The following is a 14,940-nucleotide window of genomic DNA, read 5'->3' on the forward strand; positions in this document are numbered from 1 at the left end:
AGGCCGGGCCAGCTATCCCGCCGCGTCGTCGTGGAAATGGTTGTAGACGATGCGGGCGACGCTTTCCGAAATGCCGGCGACCGCCATCAGGTCGGCCATCGCCGCGCGGGAGACGGCCTTGGCGGTGCCGAAATGCTGCAGCAGGGCGCGCTTGCGCGTTGGGCCGACACCGGCGATCTCGTCGAGCGGGTTCTTCACCATCTCCTTCTTGCGCCGCGCCCGGTGCGAGCCGATGGCGAAGCGGTGCGCCTCGTCGCGCAGACGCTGCACGAAATAGAGCACGGGATCGCGCGGCGGCAGGGAGAAATCCGCAAGGCCCTTCATGAAGAAGCGCTCGCGTCCCGCCTCGCGGTCGGCGCCCTTGGCGACGCCGATGGCGATGACCTGGTCGGTGATGCCGAGCTCTTCGAGGATGGCGCGCACCGCCGTCATCTGGCCCTGGCCGCCGTCGATGAGGATGACGTCGGGCCAGGCGGGGAAGGGGAGGTCCGCCGCGTCCGCGCTCTGGTCTGCAGCACTGCGGTCCGGCAGGCCCTCTTCCTTGATGAGGCGCGAGAAGCGCCGGGTCATCACTTCCTTCATCATGCCGAAGTCGTCGCCGGGCGTGATGTCGGTCGATTTGATGTTGAACTTGCGGTACTGCCCCTTCACGAAGCCTTCCGGCCCCGCCACCACCATGCCGCCGACGGCATTGGTGCCCATGATGTGGGAGTTGTCGTAGATCTCGATGCGGCGCGGCACGTAAGGCAGCTTGAAGGTGGCGGCGAAACCGTCCAGCAGGCGCGATTGCGAGGCCGTCTCCGCCAGCTTGCGGCCATGCGCCTCGCGGGCATTGGCGACGACATGGTCGACGAGGTCCTTCTTCTCGCCGCGCTGCGGCACGGAGATGGCGACCTTGTAGTTCGAGCGCTCGGAAAGCGCCTGGCTGAGCAGGTCCATTTCCTCCACGGCCTCCGAAAGCAGGATCTGCCGGGGACAGGGCTTGTCGTCGTAGAACTGGGCGAGGAAGGCATTCAGCACCTCGCTGCCGGAAAGCTGCGGGTCGGCCTTCGGGAAATAGGCGCGGTTGCCCCAGTTTTGCCCGGTGCGGAAGAAGAAGACCTGGATGCAGGAGATGCCGCCCTCGTGGTGGATGGCGAAGACATCCGCCTCCTCCACGCCCGCCGGGTTGATGCCCTGGTGGCTCTGGACATGGCTGAGCGCCGCCAGCCGGTCGCGATAGACGGCGGCGCGCTCGAAATCGAGGTTTTCCGCCGCGTCGTTCATGGCCGCGGCCATGTGCGCCTTCACCTTCTGGCTTTTTCCCGAGAGGAAATCCTTCGCCTCCTGCACCAGCTCCGCATAGTCCGCATCGCGGATCTCGTGGGTGCAGGGGCCGGAACAGCGCTTGATCTGGTAGAGCAGGCATGGCCGCGTGCGCGTCTCGAAGACGCTGTCGGTGCAGGTGCGCAGGAGGAAGGCGCGCTGCAGCGAATTGATTGTGCGGCCCACCGCGCCGGCCGAGGCGAAGGGGCCGAAATAGTCGCCCTTGCGGCTGCGCGCGCCGCGATGCTTGAAGATCGCCGGCGCGCGCGTGTCGCCCGTCACGAGGATGTAGGGGAAGGACTTGTCGTCGCGCAGGAGCACGTTGAAGCGCGGGCGCAGGCGCTTGATGAGGTTCGCCTCCAGCAGCAGCGCCTCGGTCTCGGTGCGCGTGGTGACGAACTCCATGTTCGCCGTCTGGCGGATCATCTGCGTGATGCGGTTGGAGTGGCCGCGGCCCTGCGCATAGTTCGTCACGCGCTTCTTCAGGCTGCGCGCCTTGCCGACATAGAGCACGTCGCCCGCCGCGTTGAACATGCGGTAGACGCCGGGGCTGTTCGGCAGGCGCTTGACGAAGAGCTGGATCAGCTCGGCGCCGATGATGCCCTCCGGCACGTCGCCGCCCTCGTTCCAGTCGATTCCCGGAGTGGCGACGCCGGGCGCGACGGCGGCGGTCGCTGCGGGAGATTCCTGCAGCTCGTCCTCGTCGTCCGTCTCGTTCTCGTCATAGAGGATGCCGCCATCCTCCACCTTCCGGCCATTCATTCGGCTATTCCCCCGACATCGGGTGTTTCCCAGGCGAGATGCTGCCCGCCGTCGAGCGCTATCATTTGCCCGGTAATGGATGGCGTGTCGAACAAAAAGCGAACTGTGCGGCCGAATTCGTCGAGACCAGGCCCGCGGCGCAGGATCAGGCCCTCCACCTGCGCCTGGAAGGCGGCATCGTCCTGCCGCTCGTTCGGCAGCGACGGGCCGGGGCCGATGGCATTGACGCGCACGCGCGGGGCAAAGCTCTGCGCCATGGTGCGGGTCGCCATCCACAGCGCCGATTTGGAGAGCGTGTAGGAGTAGTAGCGCGGTGTCGGGTTCCAGACGCGCTGGTCGATGATGTTGACGATCGAGCCCGGTGCGCCCTCGGGAAGCTGGCGCACGAAATCGCGCGCGAGGATCGACGGCGCCTTCACATGCACGGCGAAATGCCGGTCCCACAGCGCATCGTCGAAGGCCTCCACCGTGTCGGGCTTGAAGAGCGAGGCGTTGTTGACGAGGAGGCCGATGGGGCCGAGGGCGTCCGCCGCCGTGCCGATCAGCCGGCTTGTGGCCGCCCCGTCCGCAAGGTCGCATTGCACGGCGACGGCCCTTCCGCCGCCGGCATTGAAGGCGCGGGCCATCGCCTCGGCGTCTTCCAGGGATGTGTTGGCATGGATGGCGACGGCGAAACCGTGCGCCACGAGGTCTTCGACTATGGCCTTGCCGATGCGTTTCGCGCCGCCCGTCACGAGGGCCGTCCTGGGGGGCTTGTTCACGAAATTCCGTCCTGCCTATTCATTTGATTAACCGGCCCAAGATATAGACATCCCGGCGCAGGCTTAAACTCCCCCATGACAATTGGTTGCAGAAAAATTAACTGCAAAAGCGACTTCAAAGTAATTTGAAGTATATTTTACCGATTTTTGTACTTACTGATTTTATGGTTAATAAATCGCCTGGTGCGCAAAAGTCACATCAAATTTGTGCCGTGTCGCTGCCACAATCATTTCACATTTTGGCTCTTTCAATTCCTCAATCTTTATTCAATTTCCGCTCAACCGGGCGGGACTGAATTGGAAATGACGATGCCCGATCGCCTCCCACAGAGGGCGTCGTTCAGTAAAGGAGAATATCATGCGTACACTCATCGCCACCCTCATCGCTTCGACCGTCTCCATGGTCGCTTTCCAGGCTGCTCACGCTGCCGATGCCATCGACGATATCCCGCAGGCTCCGGCCGCTGAATATTCCGAGCCGGTTGCCAGCGGCAACTGGGCCGGTGCCTATGCCGGTGGTACGGCAAGCTGGCAGCGCGGCGACTTCAACCGCCAGGGCGATGCCAAGGCGAACGGCCTCGGCGGCGGCGTCTACGGCGGCTACAACATGCAGAACGGCCAGCTCGTCTACGGCGGCGAAGCGGACCTGAACTACTCGGGCGTCGACGCCGAGCGCAACGGCCTCAAGGGCAAGCAGGGCGTCAACGGCTCGGTCCGCGGCCGCGTCGGTATCGACCTGAACCCGGTCCTCGTCTACGGCACGGCCGGTATTGCCGGCACCAATGTCGAGATGAAGAACGCCAACGGCAAGGACGACCGCAACATGGTCGGCTGGACCGCCGGTGCCGGTGCCGAAGCCTTCGTGACCAACAACGTCACGGCGCGTATCGAATACCGTTACAGCGACTACCAGAAGAAGAGCTTCAACCTCGGCGGCGACAAGGTGAAGTCCGGCTTCGAAGACCACAGCGTCCGCGTCGGTCTCGGCGTGAAGTTCTAAGCCGAACGGCTTTTTAGAAGAGGGAAAGGCCGGGCGGAAAGCCCGGCCTTTTCTGTGTCTTAAAGACCCCAACCACCCCCGACGTCATCCTCGGCCTTGAGCCGAGGCTCCACCGGCGTGCGCGGAGCGTGGATGGTCGGGTCAGGCCCGACCATGACGGTGGGGAGGAAAGGCGGACCTCCTTAAAGTCGAGGCGGTGCGGTAGGCCCGGCCTTCCTGCTCGTCTCAATCCTTGAACTGCGCGTAATCCGGGAAAACCGCCTCGAAGCGGGAGAGGAAGCGCTTCAGCCTGGGCCGGCCGCGCTGCCATTTGCCGGCAAAGCGCAGTTCGATGTAGCGCAGCATCGCGGCAAGGGCGAAGTGGCCGGCATGCGGCTTCCTGCCGAGGCGGGGCATGTTGGCTTCGAGATGGTCGAGCGCGCGCTCGACCTTCTGCCACTGCCGGTCGATCCAGGGCTGGTGGATCTTCTCCTCCGGCCGGAAGCGGCGTTCGTAGACGATGGCGAGCAGGCTGTCGCAGATGCCGTCGGCGGTCGCCTCCAGCACGTCCACCTCCGTGCGCTTTGCCGCATTGCGCGGATAGAGCGTGCCCTTCGTCTGGCGGTCGATATAGGTCATGATCGCGCGGCTGTCGTAGACGGCAAGGCCCTCGTCGGTCACCAGCGTCGGGATCTTGCCGAGCGGGTTGGCGACCAGCAGCTCCGCCGGGTCGGCATTGGTGTCGGTCGCCACCGGCTGCGCGTCGAGGCCGGCGAAATGCGCGGCCATGCGCACCTTGGTGGAATAGGGCGAGGCACTTGAATAGAAGATCTTCATCAGCGGCATCCTGTTCTGGGGCAATTCCGGCAAAAGGGCGAAGCGGTTTAGCGTCCGCAATTGCGTTGAATGAGAGTTAGAGCGCTTTCGCGATTCGAAGAAAGCGGAAACGCCCTAGCGAATGGGCGGTTGTTCGATGGATCCGGCACGGCAGCCGGCGCGGTCGACGGCAGGGCAGGTGCGGAAGGAAAGCGCCGTCGTCATGCAGATGCGGACCTCCTCCAGCCGGCCGCCCTCGCAGGTGACCGCGATGCCCCCGCGGTCGAGGCCGGGATTGGCGGCGATGAAGGCCGCTTCCACCGCATCGGGGGAAAGCCGGGCACCGCCGCGCTGCGGCGTGAGGTCGGCGGGAATGTCGATGCGTTCGAAGGCCGCGCGCGTCACGGCAAAATAGTCCTTCTGGCTGAGGCCCGAGCAGGAGCCGTGCTTGCGCCATTGATGGCCGACCAGCCCCATGGAGGGAATGATGTCGAGCACGGTGCGGCCGAGATTCTCCGGCACGCGGTCCGGCTGGCGCGTCGGGCAGAATTCCGGATAGCCGCGCTCGTTCTGCGGCCAGAGCCCGTGCACGATGAAGCCGTTGTTTTCGCCGCGCCGGCACTGCTGCGTCCGCCCGCCGGCGTCGTTGTCCGCGCACCAGGTCGGCGACCAGGAGAGCGACAACACGTAGAAATCGAACCCCTTGCCGAGCGGCACCGCCCCGCGCGTCTCCGGCGCCGTGCGGCTCGCCTCCGTCTTCGGCTTTTCGGCCGGCTTGTCCTCGCTGCAGCCGGCAGGCAGCGCGAGCCCGGCGAGCAGCAGACAGAGGGGGCGGGCGAAGGTGAAGGAAGGCAGCCGGCTCATCGTTCGGCGGCTGCGAGGAATGGCGTCATGAAGGTCTCCCGGTTCGGCGGGCGATTGTTGCCGCCGGACGGCAAAGGTCAAGAGGCCTTCGCTTCCCCCGCGAGCCAGAAGGCGCGGGCCGAGGCGAAGCGGTCCTGCGCCAGCCGCTCCTTGAGGAAGGGCAGCAGCACGTCGAGCTCCTGCTTCAGCGTATAGGGCGGATTGACGACGATGAGGCCGGAGCCCGTCAGCCCCGTCGTCTCGCGGTCGCTCTTCACCGAAAGCTCCGCGCAGAGCATCTTGGGAATGCCCGTCTCCTTCAGCGCCTTGTGGAAGGCGGCGACGGGGGCGTTCTTCTTCAGCGGATACCACAGGCAATAGACCCCGCCGGAAAAGCGCCGCACGGCCTTTTCCAGCCCCTCCACCAGCCGCTCGTATTCGCCCTCGATCTCGAAGGGCGGATCGACCAGCACGATGCCGCGTTTTTCCTTCGGCGGCAGGTGCGCGCCGAGCGACAGCCAGCCGTCGAGCCTGGTGATGCGGCTCTGGAAGTCGCCGTCGAACAGCCGGTGCAGCGTCTCGTAGTCGTCCGGGTGCAGTTCCATGGCGGAGAGCCGGTCCTGCGGACGGAAGAGCAGGCGCGCCAGTTTCGGCGAGCCGGGATACCAGGTCAGCCCGCCTTGCGGATTGAGGTCCTGAACCGCCTTCAGGTAGGGGGCGAGGATATCGGCCACCGGGGCCGGCAGGTCGCCGTCGAGGAGCCGGCCGATGCCGTCGCGCCATTCGCCCGTCTTCTGCGCTTCCTCGCTCGAAAGGTCGTAGAGCCCGATGCCGGCATGGGTGTCGAGCACGCGAAAGGCCTTGTCCTTGCCCTGCATGTAGAGGACGAGGCGGGCGAGCACGGCATGTTTCAGCACGTCTGCGAAATTGCCGGCATGATAGATGTGGCGGTAGTTCATTTCAGGCCCCGTGCGACGCCCACGATCATCCGCGCTGATGCGACGATGAATTGTTGCAATGGTAGAATGATTTGCCTTTTGGCACTTCGTGCTCTGCAATATAGAAAAGCCATGAACGTTGCGACCCCCCATCTCGGAAAACCGCGCATCGGCCATTCGGCCTGTCCGCATGACTGTCCCTCCACCTGCGCCCTCGATGTCGAGATAAGCGCGGACGGACGCATCGGCCGCGTCAAGGGCAGCGCCGACAACAGCTACACGGCCGGCGTCATCTGCGCCAAGGTCGCCCGCTATGCCGACCGCCTCTACCATCCCGATCGGCTGATGAAGCCGCTGGTGCGCAGGGGCGGGAAGGGCGGCGGCGAATGGGCCGACATCTCCTGGGAAGCCGCGCTCGACGCCATTGCCGAAAGCTTCGTCAAGGCCGAGCAGGCCCATGGCAGCGAGGCGGTCTGGCCCTATTATTACGCCGGCACGATGGGCCTCGTGCAGCGCGATTCCATCGATCGCCTGCGCCATGCCAAGCGCTATTCCGGCTTCTTCGGCTCGATCTGCACCAATCCGGCCTGGACCGGCTACACCATGGGCGCGGGCACGCTGCGCGGCCCCGATCCGCGCGAGATGGCGAAATCCGATTGCGTGGTGATCTGGGGCACCAATCCGGTCTCCACCCAGGTCAACGTCATGACCCATGCGGTGAAGGCACGCAAGGAGCGCGGCGCGAAGATCGTCGTCATCGACATCTACGACAACCCGACGATGAAGCAGGCGGACATCGCGCTGAAGCTGCGCCCCGGCACGGATGCCGCGCTCGCCTGCGCCGTCATGCACGTCGCGTTCCGCGACGGCTATGCCGACCGCGCCTACATGGAAAGATTTGCCGACGATCCGGCGGGCCTCGAAGCGCATCTTGCAACGCGCAACCCGGAATGGGCGGCCGGCATCACCGGCCTCGGCGTCGCGGAGATCGAGGCCTTCGCCGCCCTGGTCGGACGCACGAAGAAGAGCTTCTTCCGCCTCGGCTACGGCTTCACCCGCAGCCGCAACGGCGCGGTCTCCATGCATGCGGCGCTTTCGGTAGCCACCGTGCTCGGCTCCTGGCAGTACGAGGGCGGCGGCGCCTTCCACAGCAATTCCGACATCTTCCACCTGCGCAAGGCAGAGCTGACGGGCGCAAGGATGGCGGACAGCGACATCCGCATGCTCGACCAGTCGCAGATCGGCCGCATCCTCACGGGCGATGCCGTCGCGCTGCGCGGGCGCGGCCCCGTCACCGCCATGCTCATCCAGAACACCAACCCGGCGAACGTGGCGCCGGAGCAGCGCCTGGTGAAGCAGGGCTTCCTGCGCGACGACCTCTTCGTCGCGGTGCACGAGCATTTCATGACCGATACGGCAAGGCTCGCCGATATCGTGCTGCCCGCCACCATGTTCGTCGAGCATGATGACATCTACCGCGGCGGCGGCCACCAGCACATCCTGCTCGGCCCCAAGCTCGTGGAGCCGCCGGCCACCGTGCGCACCAATCTCTTCGTCATCGAGGAACTGGCCAAGCGCCTCGGCGTCGGCGACATGCCGGGCTTCGGGCTGTCCGAGCGCGAGCACATCACCCGCATGCTGCCCTATTACGAGATGGATTTCGACAGGCTGAGCGAGGAGAAGTGGATCGACTGCCAGCCGGATTTCGACACCGCGCATTTCGTGAAGGGGTTCGGCTTTCCGGATGGCAAATTCCGCTTCCGGCCGAACTGGACGAACACGCCGGCGCCCAACCGGCCGCCCAAGGTGCTCGGCGCCTTCGGCCCGCACGAGGCTCTGCCGGCCTTTCCGGATCATGTGGCGATCATCGAGACGCCGGATGCGGATCATCCCTTCCGCCTCGCCACGTCGCCCGCCCGCACCTTCCTCAACTCCACCTTCACGGAGACGAAGGGGTCCCGTGAGCGCGAGGGCCGGCCGGAGGTGATGATCCATCCCGAGGACGCGGCGGCGAACGGCGTCGCGGACGGCGATATCGTGCAGCTCGGCAATCCCCGCGGCGAGATCCGCCTGCATGCCAAGGTCACCGACGGCGTGAAGCCCGGCGTCCTGATCGCCGAGGGCATCTGGCCGAATTCCGCCCATCTCGACGGGGAGGGCATCAATGTCCTGACCGGCGCTGATCCGGTCGCGCCCTATGGCGGTGCCGCCTTTCACGACAATCGCGTCTGGCTGCGCAAGGCCTGAATCGTCACGCAAGGATTTTTCATGACGCTCGACACGTCCTCCGCCGTCCGCATCGTCGATCAGCAGACGGTCTGGAAGCGGTTCATCCACCTTCGCACCGTCGTGGTCGAGCAGACGCGGGCGGACGGCCGGGTCGAGCGGCTCGACCGCGAGGTGCACGACCATGGCCCGGCGGCCTGCGTGCTGCTCGTCGATCCCGCCCGCCAGTCGGTCATCCTGGTGCGCCAGTTCCGCCCCGGCGCCTTCTTCGGCGGCCATCCGGATGGTTTCCTCTCGGAAGTGCCGGCGGGCCTGCTCGACGATGACGCGCCCGAGGCGGCCGTCGCCCGGGAGGCGATGGAGGAGACAGGCTATGCGGTGCAGGGCGTGCGCCATCTCTTCGACATCTATTCCAGCCCCGGCACGCTGACCGAGCGCGTCGGCTGCTTCGTCGCCCACATCGACGCCACGGCCCGCGACGGCAAGGGCGGCGGCGTCGACGGGGAGGGCGAGGATATCGAGATCGTCGAACTGCCGATCGACGAAGCCTACGGCCTCATCGCCACCGGCGGCATTCAGGATGCCAAGACGATCGTCATGCTGCAATGGCTGATGCTGCATCGGGCGGAGTTCGGCTGATCGGGCGGGAGTGATTCTCGATCCCGGGGGGCTCGCTTCAGGGCGGGAATGCCGAACGTATGCGGCCCCTCACCCTAACCCTCTCCCCGCAAGCGGGGAGAGGGGACTTGCCCCACGGACGGGGATTGGTTGAGGAAGACAGTGCGGCATATCTCCTTCGCCCCGCTTGCGGGGAGAAGGTGGCCGGCAGGCCGGATGAGGGGCCGTATATTCCTGGCAATCGCCTTTGCATCTTTCATGGTCAAGCAGCACGGCCCCGGCAAAAGACCCGCAAGCCTTGACAAACAGCCCCGGCCATGCGCTTTTCCGCGCGATTTTTCTTGGTCGCTGCGCCGGGTTCTTCCCGCGCGGCCTATCAGCATTTCAGGATACCACGATGCACCGTTACCGCAGCCACACCTGCGCCGCCCTCCGCAAGTCCGATGTCGGCCAGACCGTCCGTCTTTCCGGCTGGGTCCACCGCGTCCGAGATCATGGCGGCGTGCTCTTCATCGACCTGCGCGACCATTACGGCATCACCCAGGTCGTTGCCGACCCCGATTCGCCAGCCTTCAAGAAGGCCGAGACCGTGCGCGGCGAATGGGTGATCCGCATCGACGGCCTCGTCAAGGCGCGCACCGAGGACACGGTCAACAAGGGCATGCCGACCGGCGAGATCGAGCTTTACGCGCAGGAGATCGAGGTTCTTTCCGCCGCCAAGGAACTGCCGCTGCCGGTCTTCGGCGAGCCGGACTATCCGGAAGACGTGCGCCTGAAGTACCGCTTCATCGACCTGCGCCGCGAGACGCTGCACAAGAACATCATCAAGCGCACGCAGATCATCTCCGCCATGCGCAAGGGCATGGGCGAGGCGGGTTTTGCCGAATACACGACGCCGATCCTCACCGCCTCCTCGCCGGAAGGCGCGCGCGACTTCCTCGTGCCGTCGCGCATCCATGAAGGAAAATTCTTCGCCCTGCCGCAAGCCCCGCAGCAGTACAAGCAGCTCCTGATGGTCGCCGGCTTCGACCGCTATTTCCAGATCGCGCCGTGCTTCCGCGACGAAGACCCGCGCGCCGACCGCCTGCCGGGCGAATTCTACCAGCTCGACGTCGAGATGAGCTTCGTCACCCAGGAAGATGTCTGGGAGACCATGGAGCCGATGATGACGGCGGTCTTCGAGGAATTCGCCGAAGGCAAGCCGGTAACGAAGAACTGGCCGCGCATCCCCTATGACGAGGCCATCCGCAAGTACGGCTCGGACAAGCCGGACCTGCGCAACCCGATCGTCATGCAGGCCGTCACCGAGCATTTCGCCGGCTCCGGCTTCAAGGTCTTCGCGAACATGATCGCGTCGAACCCGAAGGTGGAGGTCTGGGCGATCCCGGCGAAGACCGGCGGCAGCCGCGCCTTCTGCGACCGCATGAACGCCTGGGCGCAGTCGCAGGGCCAGCCAGGCCTCGGCTATATCTTCTGGCGCAAGGAGGGCGAGAAGCTCGAAGGCGCCGGCCCGCTCGCCAAGAACATCGGCGAGGAGCGCACGGACGCCATCCGCACGCAGCTCGGCCTCGACGACGGCGACGCCTGCTTCTTCGTCGCCGGCGATCCGGCAAAGTTCCACAAGTTCGCCGGCGAAGCCCGCACCCGCGCCGGCGAGGAGCTGAACCTTGTCGATCGCGACCGCTTCGAAATGTGCTGGATCGTCGACTTCCCCTTCTACGAGTGGAACGAGGACGAGAAGAAGGTCGACTTCGCGCACAACCCCTTCTCCATGCCGCAGGGCGGCCTCGAAGCCTTCGACAGCAAGGACCCGCTGGAGCTGAAGGCCTACCAGTACGACGCGGTCTGCAACGGCTTCGAGATCGCCTCGGGCTCCATCCGTAACCAGTCGCCGGAGCTGATGGTCAAGGCCTTCGAGAAGGTCGGCCTCAGCCAGGCGGACGTGGAAGAGCGCTTCGGCGGCCTCTACCGCGCCTTCCAGTACGGCGCCCCGCCGCACGGCGGCTGCGCCTTCGGCATCGACCGCGTGGTCATGCTGCTCGTCGGCGCGAAGAACCTCCGCGAGATCTCGCTGTTCCCGATGAACCAGCAGGCGCAGGATCTCTTGATGAACGCCCCGTCGCCGGCAACCCCGGCGCAGCTTCGCGAACTCGCACTGCGCGTCGTTCCGTCGAAGAAGGATTGATCCAGGCGAGGCGGGAAGGGCGCCGGTCCTTTCCGCCGTGCGGAACAGTTGCGCGTGATCGCCGTTCTTTCTGCGTCAAGCACAGGAGAACGAACATGCGCAACAAGCTACTCCTTGCCACGGCGGCGACGCTCCTGACGCTCTCCGCCTCGGCTTATGCCCAGAGCACGGTGATCATCGAGGAGACCGATCCGGTCACCACCGAATCGACCGTCGTCGTGCCGGGCGAAGTTCGCACCTACGTCCTGGAACAGGACGTCCCCTCGGTCGCCTATGAGGGCGACGTCGTCGTGGGCCGGGTGATCCCGGATGCGGTGGAGATCCACACGATCGACGGCAATGCCGACTATGCCTATACGGTCGTCAACGAGCGCCGCGTCATCGTGAACCCCCAGACGCGCACCGTCATACAGGTTCTCGAATAAGCCGTTCGAAACAGAACCCGGCGCTTCGCGCCGGGTTTTGCGTGTCCCGTCGCAGCGGACGCCACAATGCCGCGAATTCGCCGCCAGTCGATCCCAATTCCGCGCGCAATCAGTCGAAATGCACCCCTAGCGTGAAGCCGCGCCCGAAAGAGGCGATTCACGACTGGAGGGACTTTCATGACAGCGACGGAAGCGGACGATCCCGTCCCGACATCATCCAGGCAGGTGCCGCCCATCGAGCCGCGCGGCAATCTCGCCACGTTCCTGCGCTCGCCCGGCGTCAAGTTCATCATGATCGGCATCATTTCCGTGGCGCTCCTGGTGCCGCTGCTGCTCGTCTGGGGACTGACGGAGGAGCGCGCACAGCGCGCGGCCGACGTCTCCCGGCGCATCGCCCATGGCTGGGGCGGCGACCAGGCGATCAACGGCCCCTATCTCGCGGTGCCCTTCGAGGTCGAGCGCAGCCGCGTGATGGATGCGCGCACGATCGTCGAGCGGGTGACGGAATGGGTGCTGGTCATGCCGGAGACGCTCGACGTGACGGCCGACCTGACGGCGGAGGAGCGCAAGCTCTCCATCTATACGCTGCCGGTCTATAACGGCGCGCTGACGCTGAAGGGCCGCTTTGCCGGCAACATCCTGCAGGACCTCGCGCTGCTCGACGGCACGCCGCAGCTCGACCGGGCGTTTCTGGTGCTCAACATCAACGACATCACCGGCATCCGCTCCGATGCCGGCGTGAAGATCGACAACGGCGTCGTTCGGCCCTTCGATCCCGGCATGCGGCAGATTTCCGCGATGGCGAGCACCGGCACGGACGGCTACGCCTCGCCGCAAACGAGCGCCGGCGTGCACCGGGTCATCGAGCGCCCGCTCATCGAAAACGGCTTCTCCTTCGAGATCGCCCTGTCGCTGAACGGCTCGCGCAGCTTCGCCGTCGCGCCCGCCGGCCAGACGACGAGCTTTTCCGCCAGGGCGAACTGGCCGCATCCGGGTTTCGAAGGCCTCTTCCTGCCGGAGGAGAAGACCGTGACCGCGTCGGATTTCTCCGCGAGGTGGACCATCCCCTATCTCGCCCGCGGCATCGACCGCGTCGCCACCGGCCCGACCCTGCCGCTGTCGGGCAGCATGATGAGCATCAACCTCGTGGAGCCCGTGCAGTTCTACCAGGTGGTCTCGCGCACGCTGAAATATTCGATCGGCTTCATCTCGCTCGTCTTCCTCGCTGTCTTCGTCGTGGAGCTGAAGGGCGGGCGCATGGTGCACTGGATCCAGTACGTGCTGACGGGCCTCGCGCTCATCGTCTTCTACGTGCTGCTCCTGGCGCTCGCCGAACATACCGGCTTCACCATCGCCTATGCCGTTGCCTCGCTCGCCACGACCCTGTTGATCGCCGCCTATCTCGGCAGCGCGACGGGCAGCCGCAGGAACGGCCTGTCGCTCGGCGCGGTGCTGCTCTCGGCCTATGGCATCATGTACCTGGTGCTGCGCGAGGACGAATATGCGCTGCTCGCCGGCGCGCTGATCTCCTTCGTCACCATCGCCGCGACCATGTATGCGACCCGCCGCGTCGAATGGTCCTTGCCGCAGGCGATCCCGGCGCGATGAAATGAAGAGCCCCGGGGCAAGTGCCTCGGGCTCAACCTCCGACAAGACCTACCTCACCTCTCATCCGTCATGGTCGGGTCAAGCCCGACCATGACGGATGAGAGGTGCGGCTTGGATCCTCGGCTCGGGGGGCGAGGATGACGACAGTGGGTGGCGAGAGGTTTGTCAGCAAAAAAGCTTACAAGCAAAAAAGCCCGGAGCGATGCTCCGGGCTCCCCTAAATCCGGCAAAAGCCGAAGGTCTTACATCTCGTCGTTGGCCGTGATGGTGACGCCGAGCACCTGCGGGATGGTCTGCGGTGCGCCCATGGCGGCGCCCATGATCATCGGGAAGGGCACCGGGTCCTTCGGCTCGGCGCTGATCGTGATGCTCTTGGGGTCGTCGAGATAGGTGTTGACGGCTTCGGCGATCTGGTTCTGCAGATCGGGCATGTTGAGCTGGGCGATCATGATCGGCACCAGGCCCTTCAGCGACTGGGCCATCTGGTCGCCGGAAACGCCCTGTTCGCTGCCGGCATAGTCGAGCAGCTTCCTGGTGATCGAGGCGTCTTCGAAGGAGATGGAGGCGCTGTTGAAGGTCAACTGCTGCACGAGGCCCATCATGGACATGCCCATGGCGGCGTTGGCCTCTTCCTTGTTCGGGTTGGCCTCGGCAGCCTTGATGGCCTCCTGCATGCCCTTCAGGAAGTCGAGCGTGTAGCCGGAGAATTCCAGCGCCAGGTTGAGGCGGCCGACATCCTTGAAGTCGAAGGCGTATTCGTCGACGGCGAGCTTGCCGCTGGCGAGCTCCCAGCTACCGGACATGGAAACCTTGCCTTCCAGCGTCTGCAGGTTGAGCTTGGCGAGCGTGTCCTTGGCCTTCGGGTCTTCGACCGAGGTGAGGTCGGCCTTGAGGTCGGAGAGCGTGGCGTCGAATTCGAGGCCGGCATCGCCGTCCATGCGCGTGATGTTCGCCTCCATGCCGGACATGGAGAAGACTTCCTTGCCCTTGGAGGTGACGGAGACCGGGCCGGCGGTGGCCGATTCGTACATCAGCAGCGATTCCAGCGTGCCGGGAACGACCGTGCCGGGAATGATGACGCCGTTGATCGCGATGTCCTTGGCCGAGACCGTGGCATCCGCTTCGGTGACGTTGATGTCCTGGAACGAGACCGTCTCGACGGTGTAGCCGCCGTCGCCGTCTTCCTCGACGCCGTCCATGGTGATGGTGCCGAGCTTGACCGGGGCCTCGGCGCCGGTGGCCTTCAGTTCGGCATTTTCCAGCGTAACGGTGGAGCCGTCGGTGGCGACGTTCGACGAGCTGATCGTCACGCCGCTCGTGGCATAGGTGGCGTTCAGCTTGGCGAGCAGATCCGCGCCGTCGAGCGCGAAAGCGGGGCTTGCCAGGGAGGCGAGCGCGGCGCCGGCGAGAAGGGTGCGGAAATGGGAGGTGCGCATCATTGTAGGCTCTCTTTCTGGATTTTTGGACGGCTGCC

12 protein-coding genes are annotated in these 14,940 nt (G+C 65.4%); 6 read left to right on the forward strand and 6 right to left on the reverse strand.

The genetic code is table 11. From position 1 onward, the window contains the following. Positions 1 to 12 precede the first annotated feature (12 nt). Both uvrC and EV665_RS04775 read right to left on the reverse strand, forming a co-directional pair. Positions 13 to 2,067 carry an excinuclease ABC subunit UvrC gene (gene uvrC, locus EV665_RS04770; RefSeq protein WP_064329682.1) on the reverse strand — a complete coding sequence of 685 codons (2,055 nt, stop codon included), beginning with the start codon at positions 2,065 to 2,067 and terminating at the stop codon, positions 13 to 15. Then, positions 2,064 to 2,828: an SDR family oxidoreductase gene (locus EV665_RS04775; RefSeq protein ID WP_133033267.1), complete on the reverse strand. Its 765-nt coding sequence runs from the start codon at positions 2,826 to 2,828 to the stop codon at positions 2,064 to 2,066. Before EV665_RS04775 ends, uvrC begins: the two co-directional genes overlap by 4 nt. 358 nt (positions 2,829 to 3,186) lie before the next feature. Here EV665_RS04775 and EV665_RS04780 point away from each other — a divergent pair, with 358 nt between their 5' ends. After that, a complete protein-coding gene (locus EV665_RS04780; RefSeq protein ID WP_064329684.1) occupies positions 3,187 to 3,828 on the forward strand; it encodes an outer membrane protein in 642 nt (213 codons plus the stop codon). A 225-nt stretch (positions 3,829 to 4,053) separates the two neighbouring features. Here the strand turns inward: EV665_RS04780 and EV665_RS04785 are convergent, their stop codons facing one another. The 3 genes from EV665_RS04785 to EV665_RS04795 form a co-directional block, all read right to left on the reverse strand. Beyond that, positions 4,054 to 4,647, reverse strand: coding sequence for a glutathione S-transferase (locus EV665_RS04785; RefSeq protein WP_245507648.1), 594 nt, complete (start codon positions 4,645 to 4,647; stop codon positions 4,054 to 4,056). Between the two features lie 111 nt (positions 4,648 to 4,758). Beyond that, the gene (locus EV665_RS04790; RefSeq protein ID WP_133033269.1) at positions 4,759 to 5,487 is read right to left on the reverse strand and encodes a ribonuclease T2 family protein; all 729 of its coding nucleotides are present in this window, start codon (positions 5,485 to 5,487) and stop codon (positions 4,759 to 4,761) included. A gap of 77 nt (positions 5,488 to 5,564) precedes the next feature. After that, on the reverse strand, positions 5,565 to 6,425 hold the full coding sequence (locus EV665_RS04795; RefSeq protein ID WP_133033270.1) for a 23S rRNA (adenine(2030)-N(6))-methyltransferase RlmJ: 861 nt from the start codon (positions 6,423 to 6,425) through the stop codon (positions 5,565 to 5,567). Positions 6,426 to 6,470: 45 nt separating this feature from the next. Between EV665_RS04795 and EV665_RS04800 the strand changes: the two genes are divergently transcribed. From EV665_RS04800 to creD, 5 genes are all read left to right on the forward strand, one after another. Further along, positions 6,471 to 8,651 (forward strand): molybdopterin-containing oxidoreductase family protein, encoded by a 2,181-nt coding sequence (locus EV665_RS04800; RefSeq protein ID WP_162852973.1) that lies wholly within the window; start codon positions 6,471 to 6,473, stop codon positions 8,649 to 8,651. Positions 8,652 to 8,672: 21 nt separating this feature from the next. Continuing rightward, the gene (locus EV665_RS04805) at positions 8,673 to 9,269 is read left to right on the forward strand and encodes an NUDIX domain-containing protein (protein WP_133033271.1); all 597 of its coding nucleotides are present in this window, start codon (positions 8,673 to 8,675) and stop codon (positions 9,267 to 9,269) included. A 376-nt stretch (positions 9,270 to 9,645) separates the two neighbouring features. Further along, positions 9,646 to 11,433: an aspartate--tRNA ligase gene (aspS, locus tag EV665_RS04810; RefSeq protein WP_133033272.1), complete on the forward strand. Its 1,788-nt coding sequence runs from the start codon at positions 9,646 to 9,648 to the stop codon at positions 11,431 to 11,433. A gap of 95 nt (positions 11,434 to 11,528) precedes the next feature. Next, positions 11,529 to 11,858 carry a DUF1236 domain-containing protein gene (locus tag EV665_RS04815; protein ID WP_133033273.1) on the forward strand — a complete coding sequence of 110 codons (330 nt, stop codon included), beginning with the start codon at positions 11,529 to 11,531 and terminating at the stop codon, positions 11,856 to 11,858. Positions 11,859 to 12,035: 177 nt separating this feature from the next. Beyond that, a complete protein-coding gene (creD, locus tag EV665_RS04820; protein WP_133033274.1) occupies positions 12,036 to 13,466 on the forward strand; it encodes a cell envelope integrity protein CreD in 1,431 nt (476 codons plus the stop codon). A gap of 242 nt (positions 13,467 to 13,708) precedes the next feature. Here creD and EV665_RS04825 read toward each other — a convergent pair whose 3' ends face one another. Then, positions 13,709 to 14,905 (reverse strand): YdgA family protein, encoded by a 1,197-nt coding sequence (locus EV665_RS04825; RefSeq protein ID WP_064329692.1) that lies wholly within the window; start codon positions 14,903 to 14,905, stop codon positions 13,709 to 13,711. Positions 14,906 to 14,940 lie beyond the last annotated feature (35 nt).

This window comes from Shinella granuli, assembly GCF_004341885.1.
In the GTDB taxonomy this organism is placed as follows: Bacteria; Pseudomonadota; Alphaproteobacteria; order Rhizobiales; family Rhizobiaceae; genus Shinella; species Shinella granuli.

Coding starts and splice junctions, on each gene's coding strand:
- uvrC (WP_064329682.1), bottom strand. CDS start 2,067: ATGAATGGCCGGAAGGTGGAGGATGGCGGCATCCTCTATGACGAGAAC.
- EV665_RS04780 (WP_064329684.1), top strand. CDS start 3,187: ATGCGTACACTCATCGCCACCCTCATCGCTTCGACCGTCTCCATGGTC.
- EV665_RS04790 (WP_133033269.1), bottom strand. CDS start 5,487: ATGAGCCGGCTGCCTTCCTTCACCTTCGCCCGCCCCCTCTGTCTGCTG.
- EV665_RS04795 (WP_133033270.1), bottom strand. CDS start 6,425: ATGAACTACCGCCACATCTATCATGCCGGCAATTTCGCAGACGTGCTG.
- EV665_RS04800 (WP_162852973.1), top strand. CDS start 6,471: ATGAATTGTTGCAATGGTAGAATGATTTGCCTTTTGGCACTTCGTGCT.
- EV665_RS04805 (WP_133033271.1), top strand. CDS start 8,673: ATGACGCTCGACACGTCCTCCGCCGTCCGCATCGTCGATCAGCAGACG.
- aspS (WP_133033272.1), top strand. CDS start 9,646: ATGCACCGTTACCGCAGCCACACCTGCGCCGCCCTCCGCAAGTCCGAT.
- EV665_RS04815 (WP_133033273.1), top strand. CDS start 11,529: ATGCGCAACAAGCTACTCCTTGCCACGGCGGCGACGCTCCTGACGCTC.
- creD (WP_133033274.1), top strand. CDS start 12,036: ATGACAGCGACGGAAGCGGACGATCCCGTCCCGACATCATCCAGGCAG.
- EV665_RS04825 (WP_064329692.1), bottom strand. CDS start 14,905: ATGATGCGCACCTCCCATTTCCGCACCCTTCTCGCCGGCGCCGCGCTC.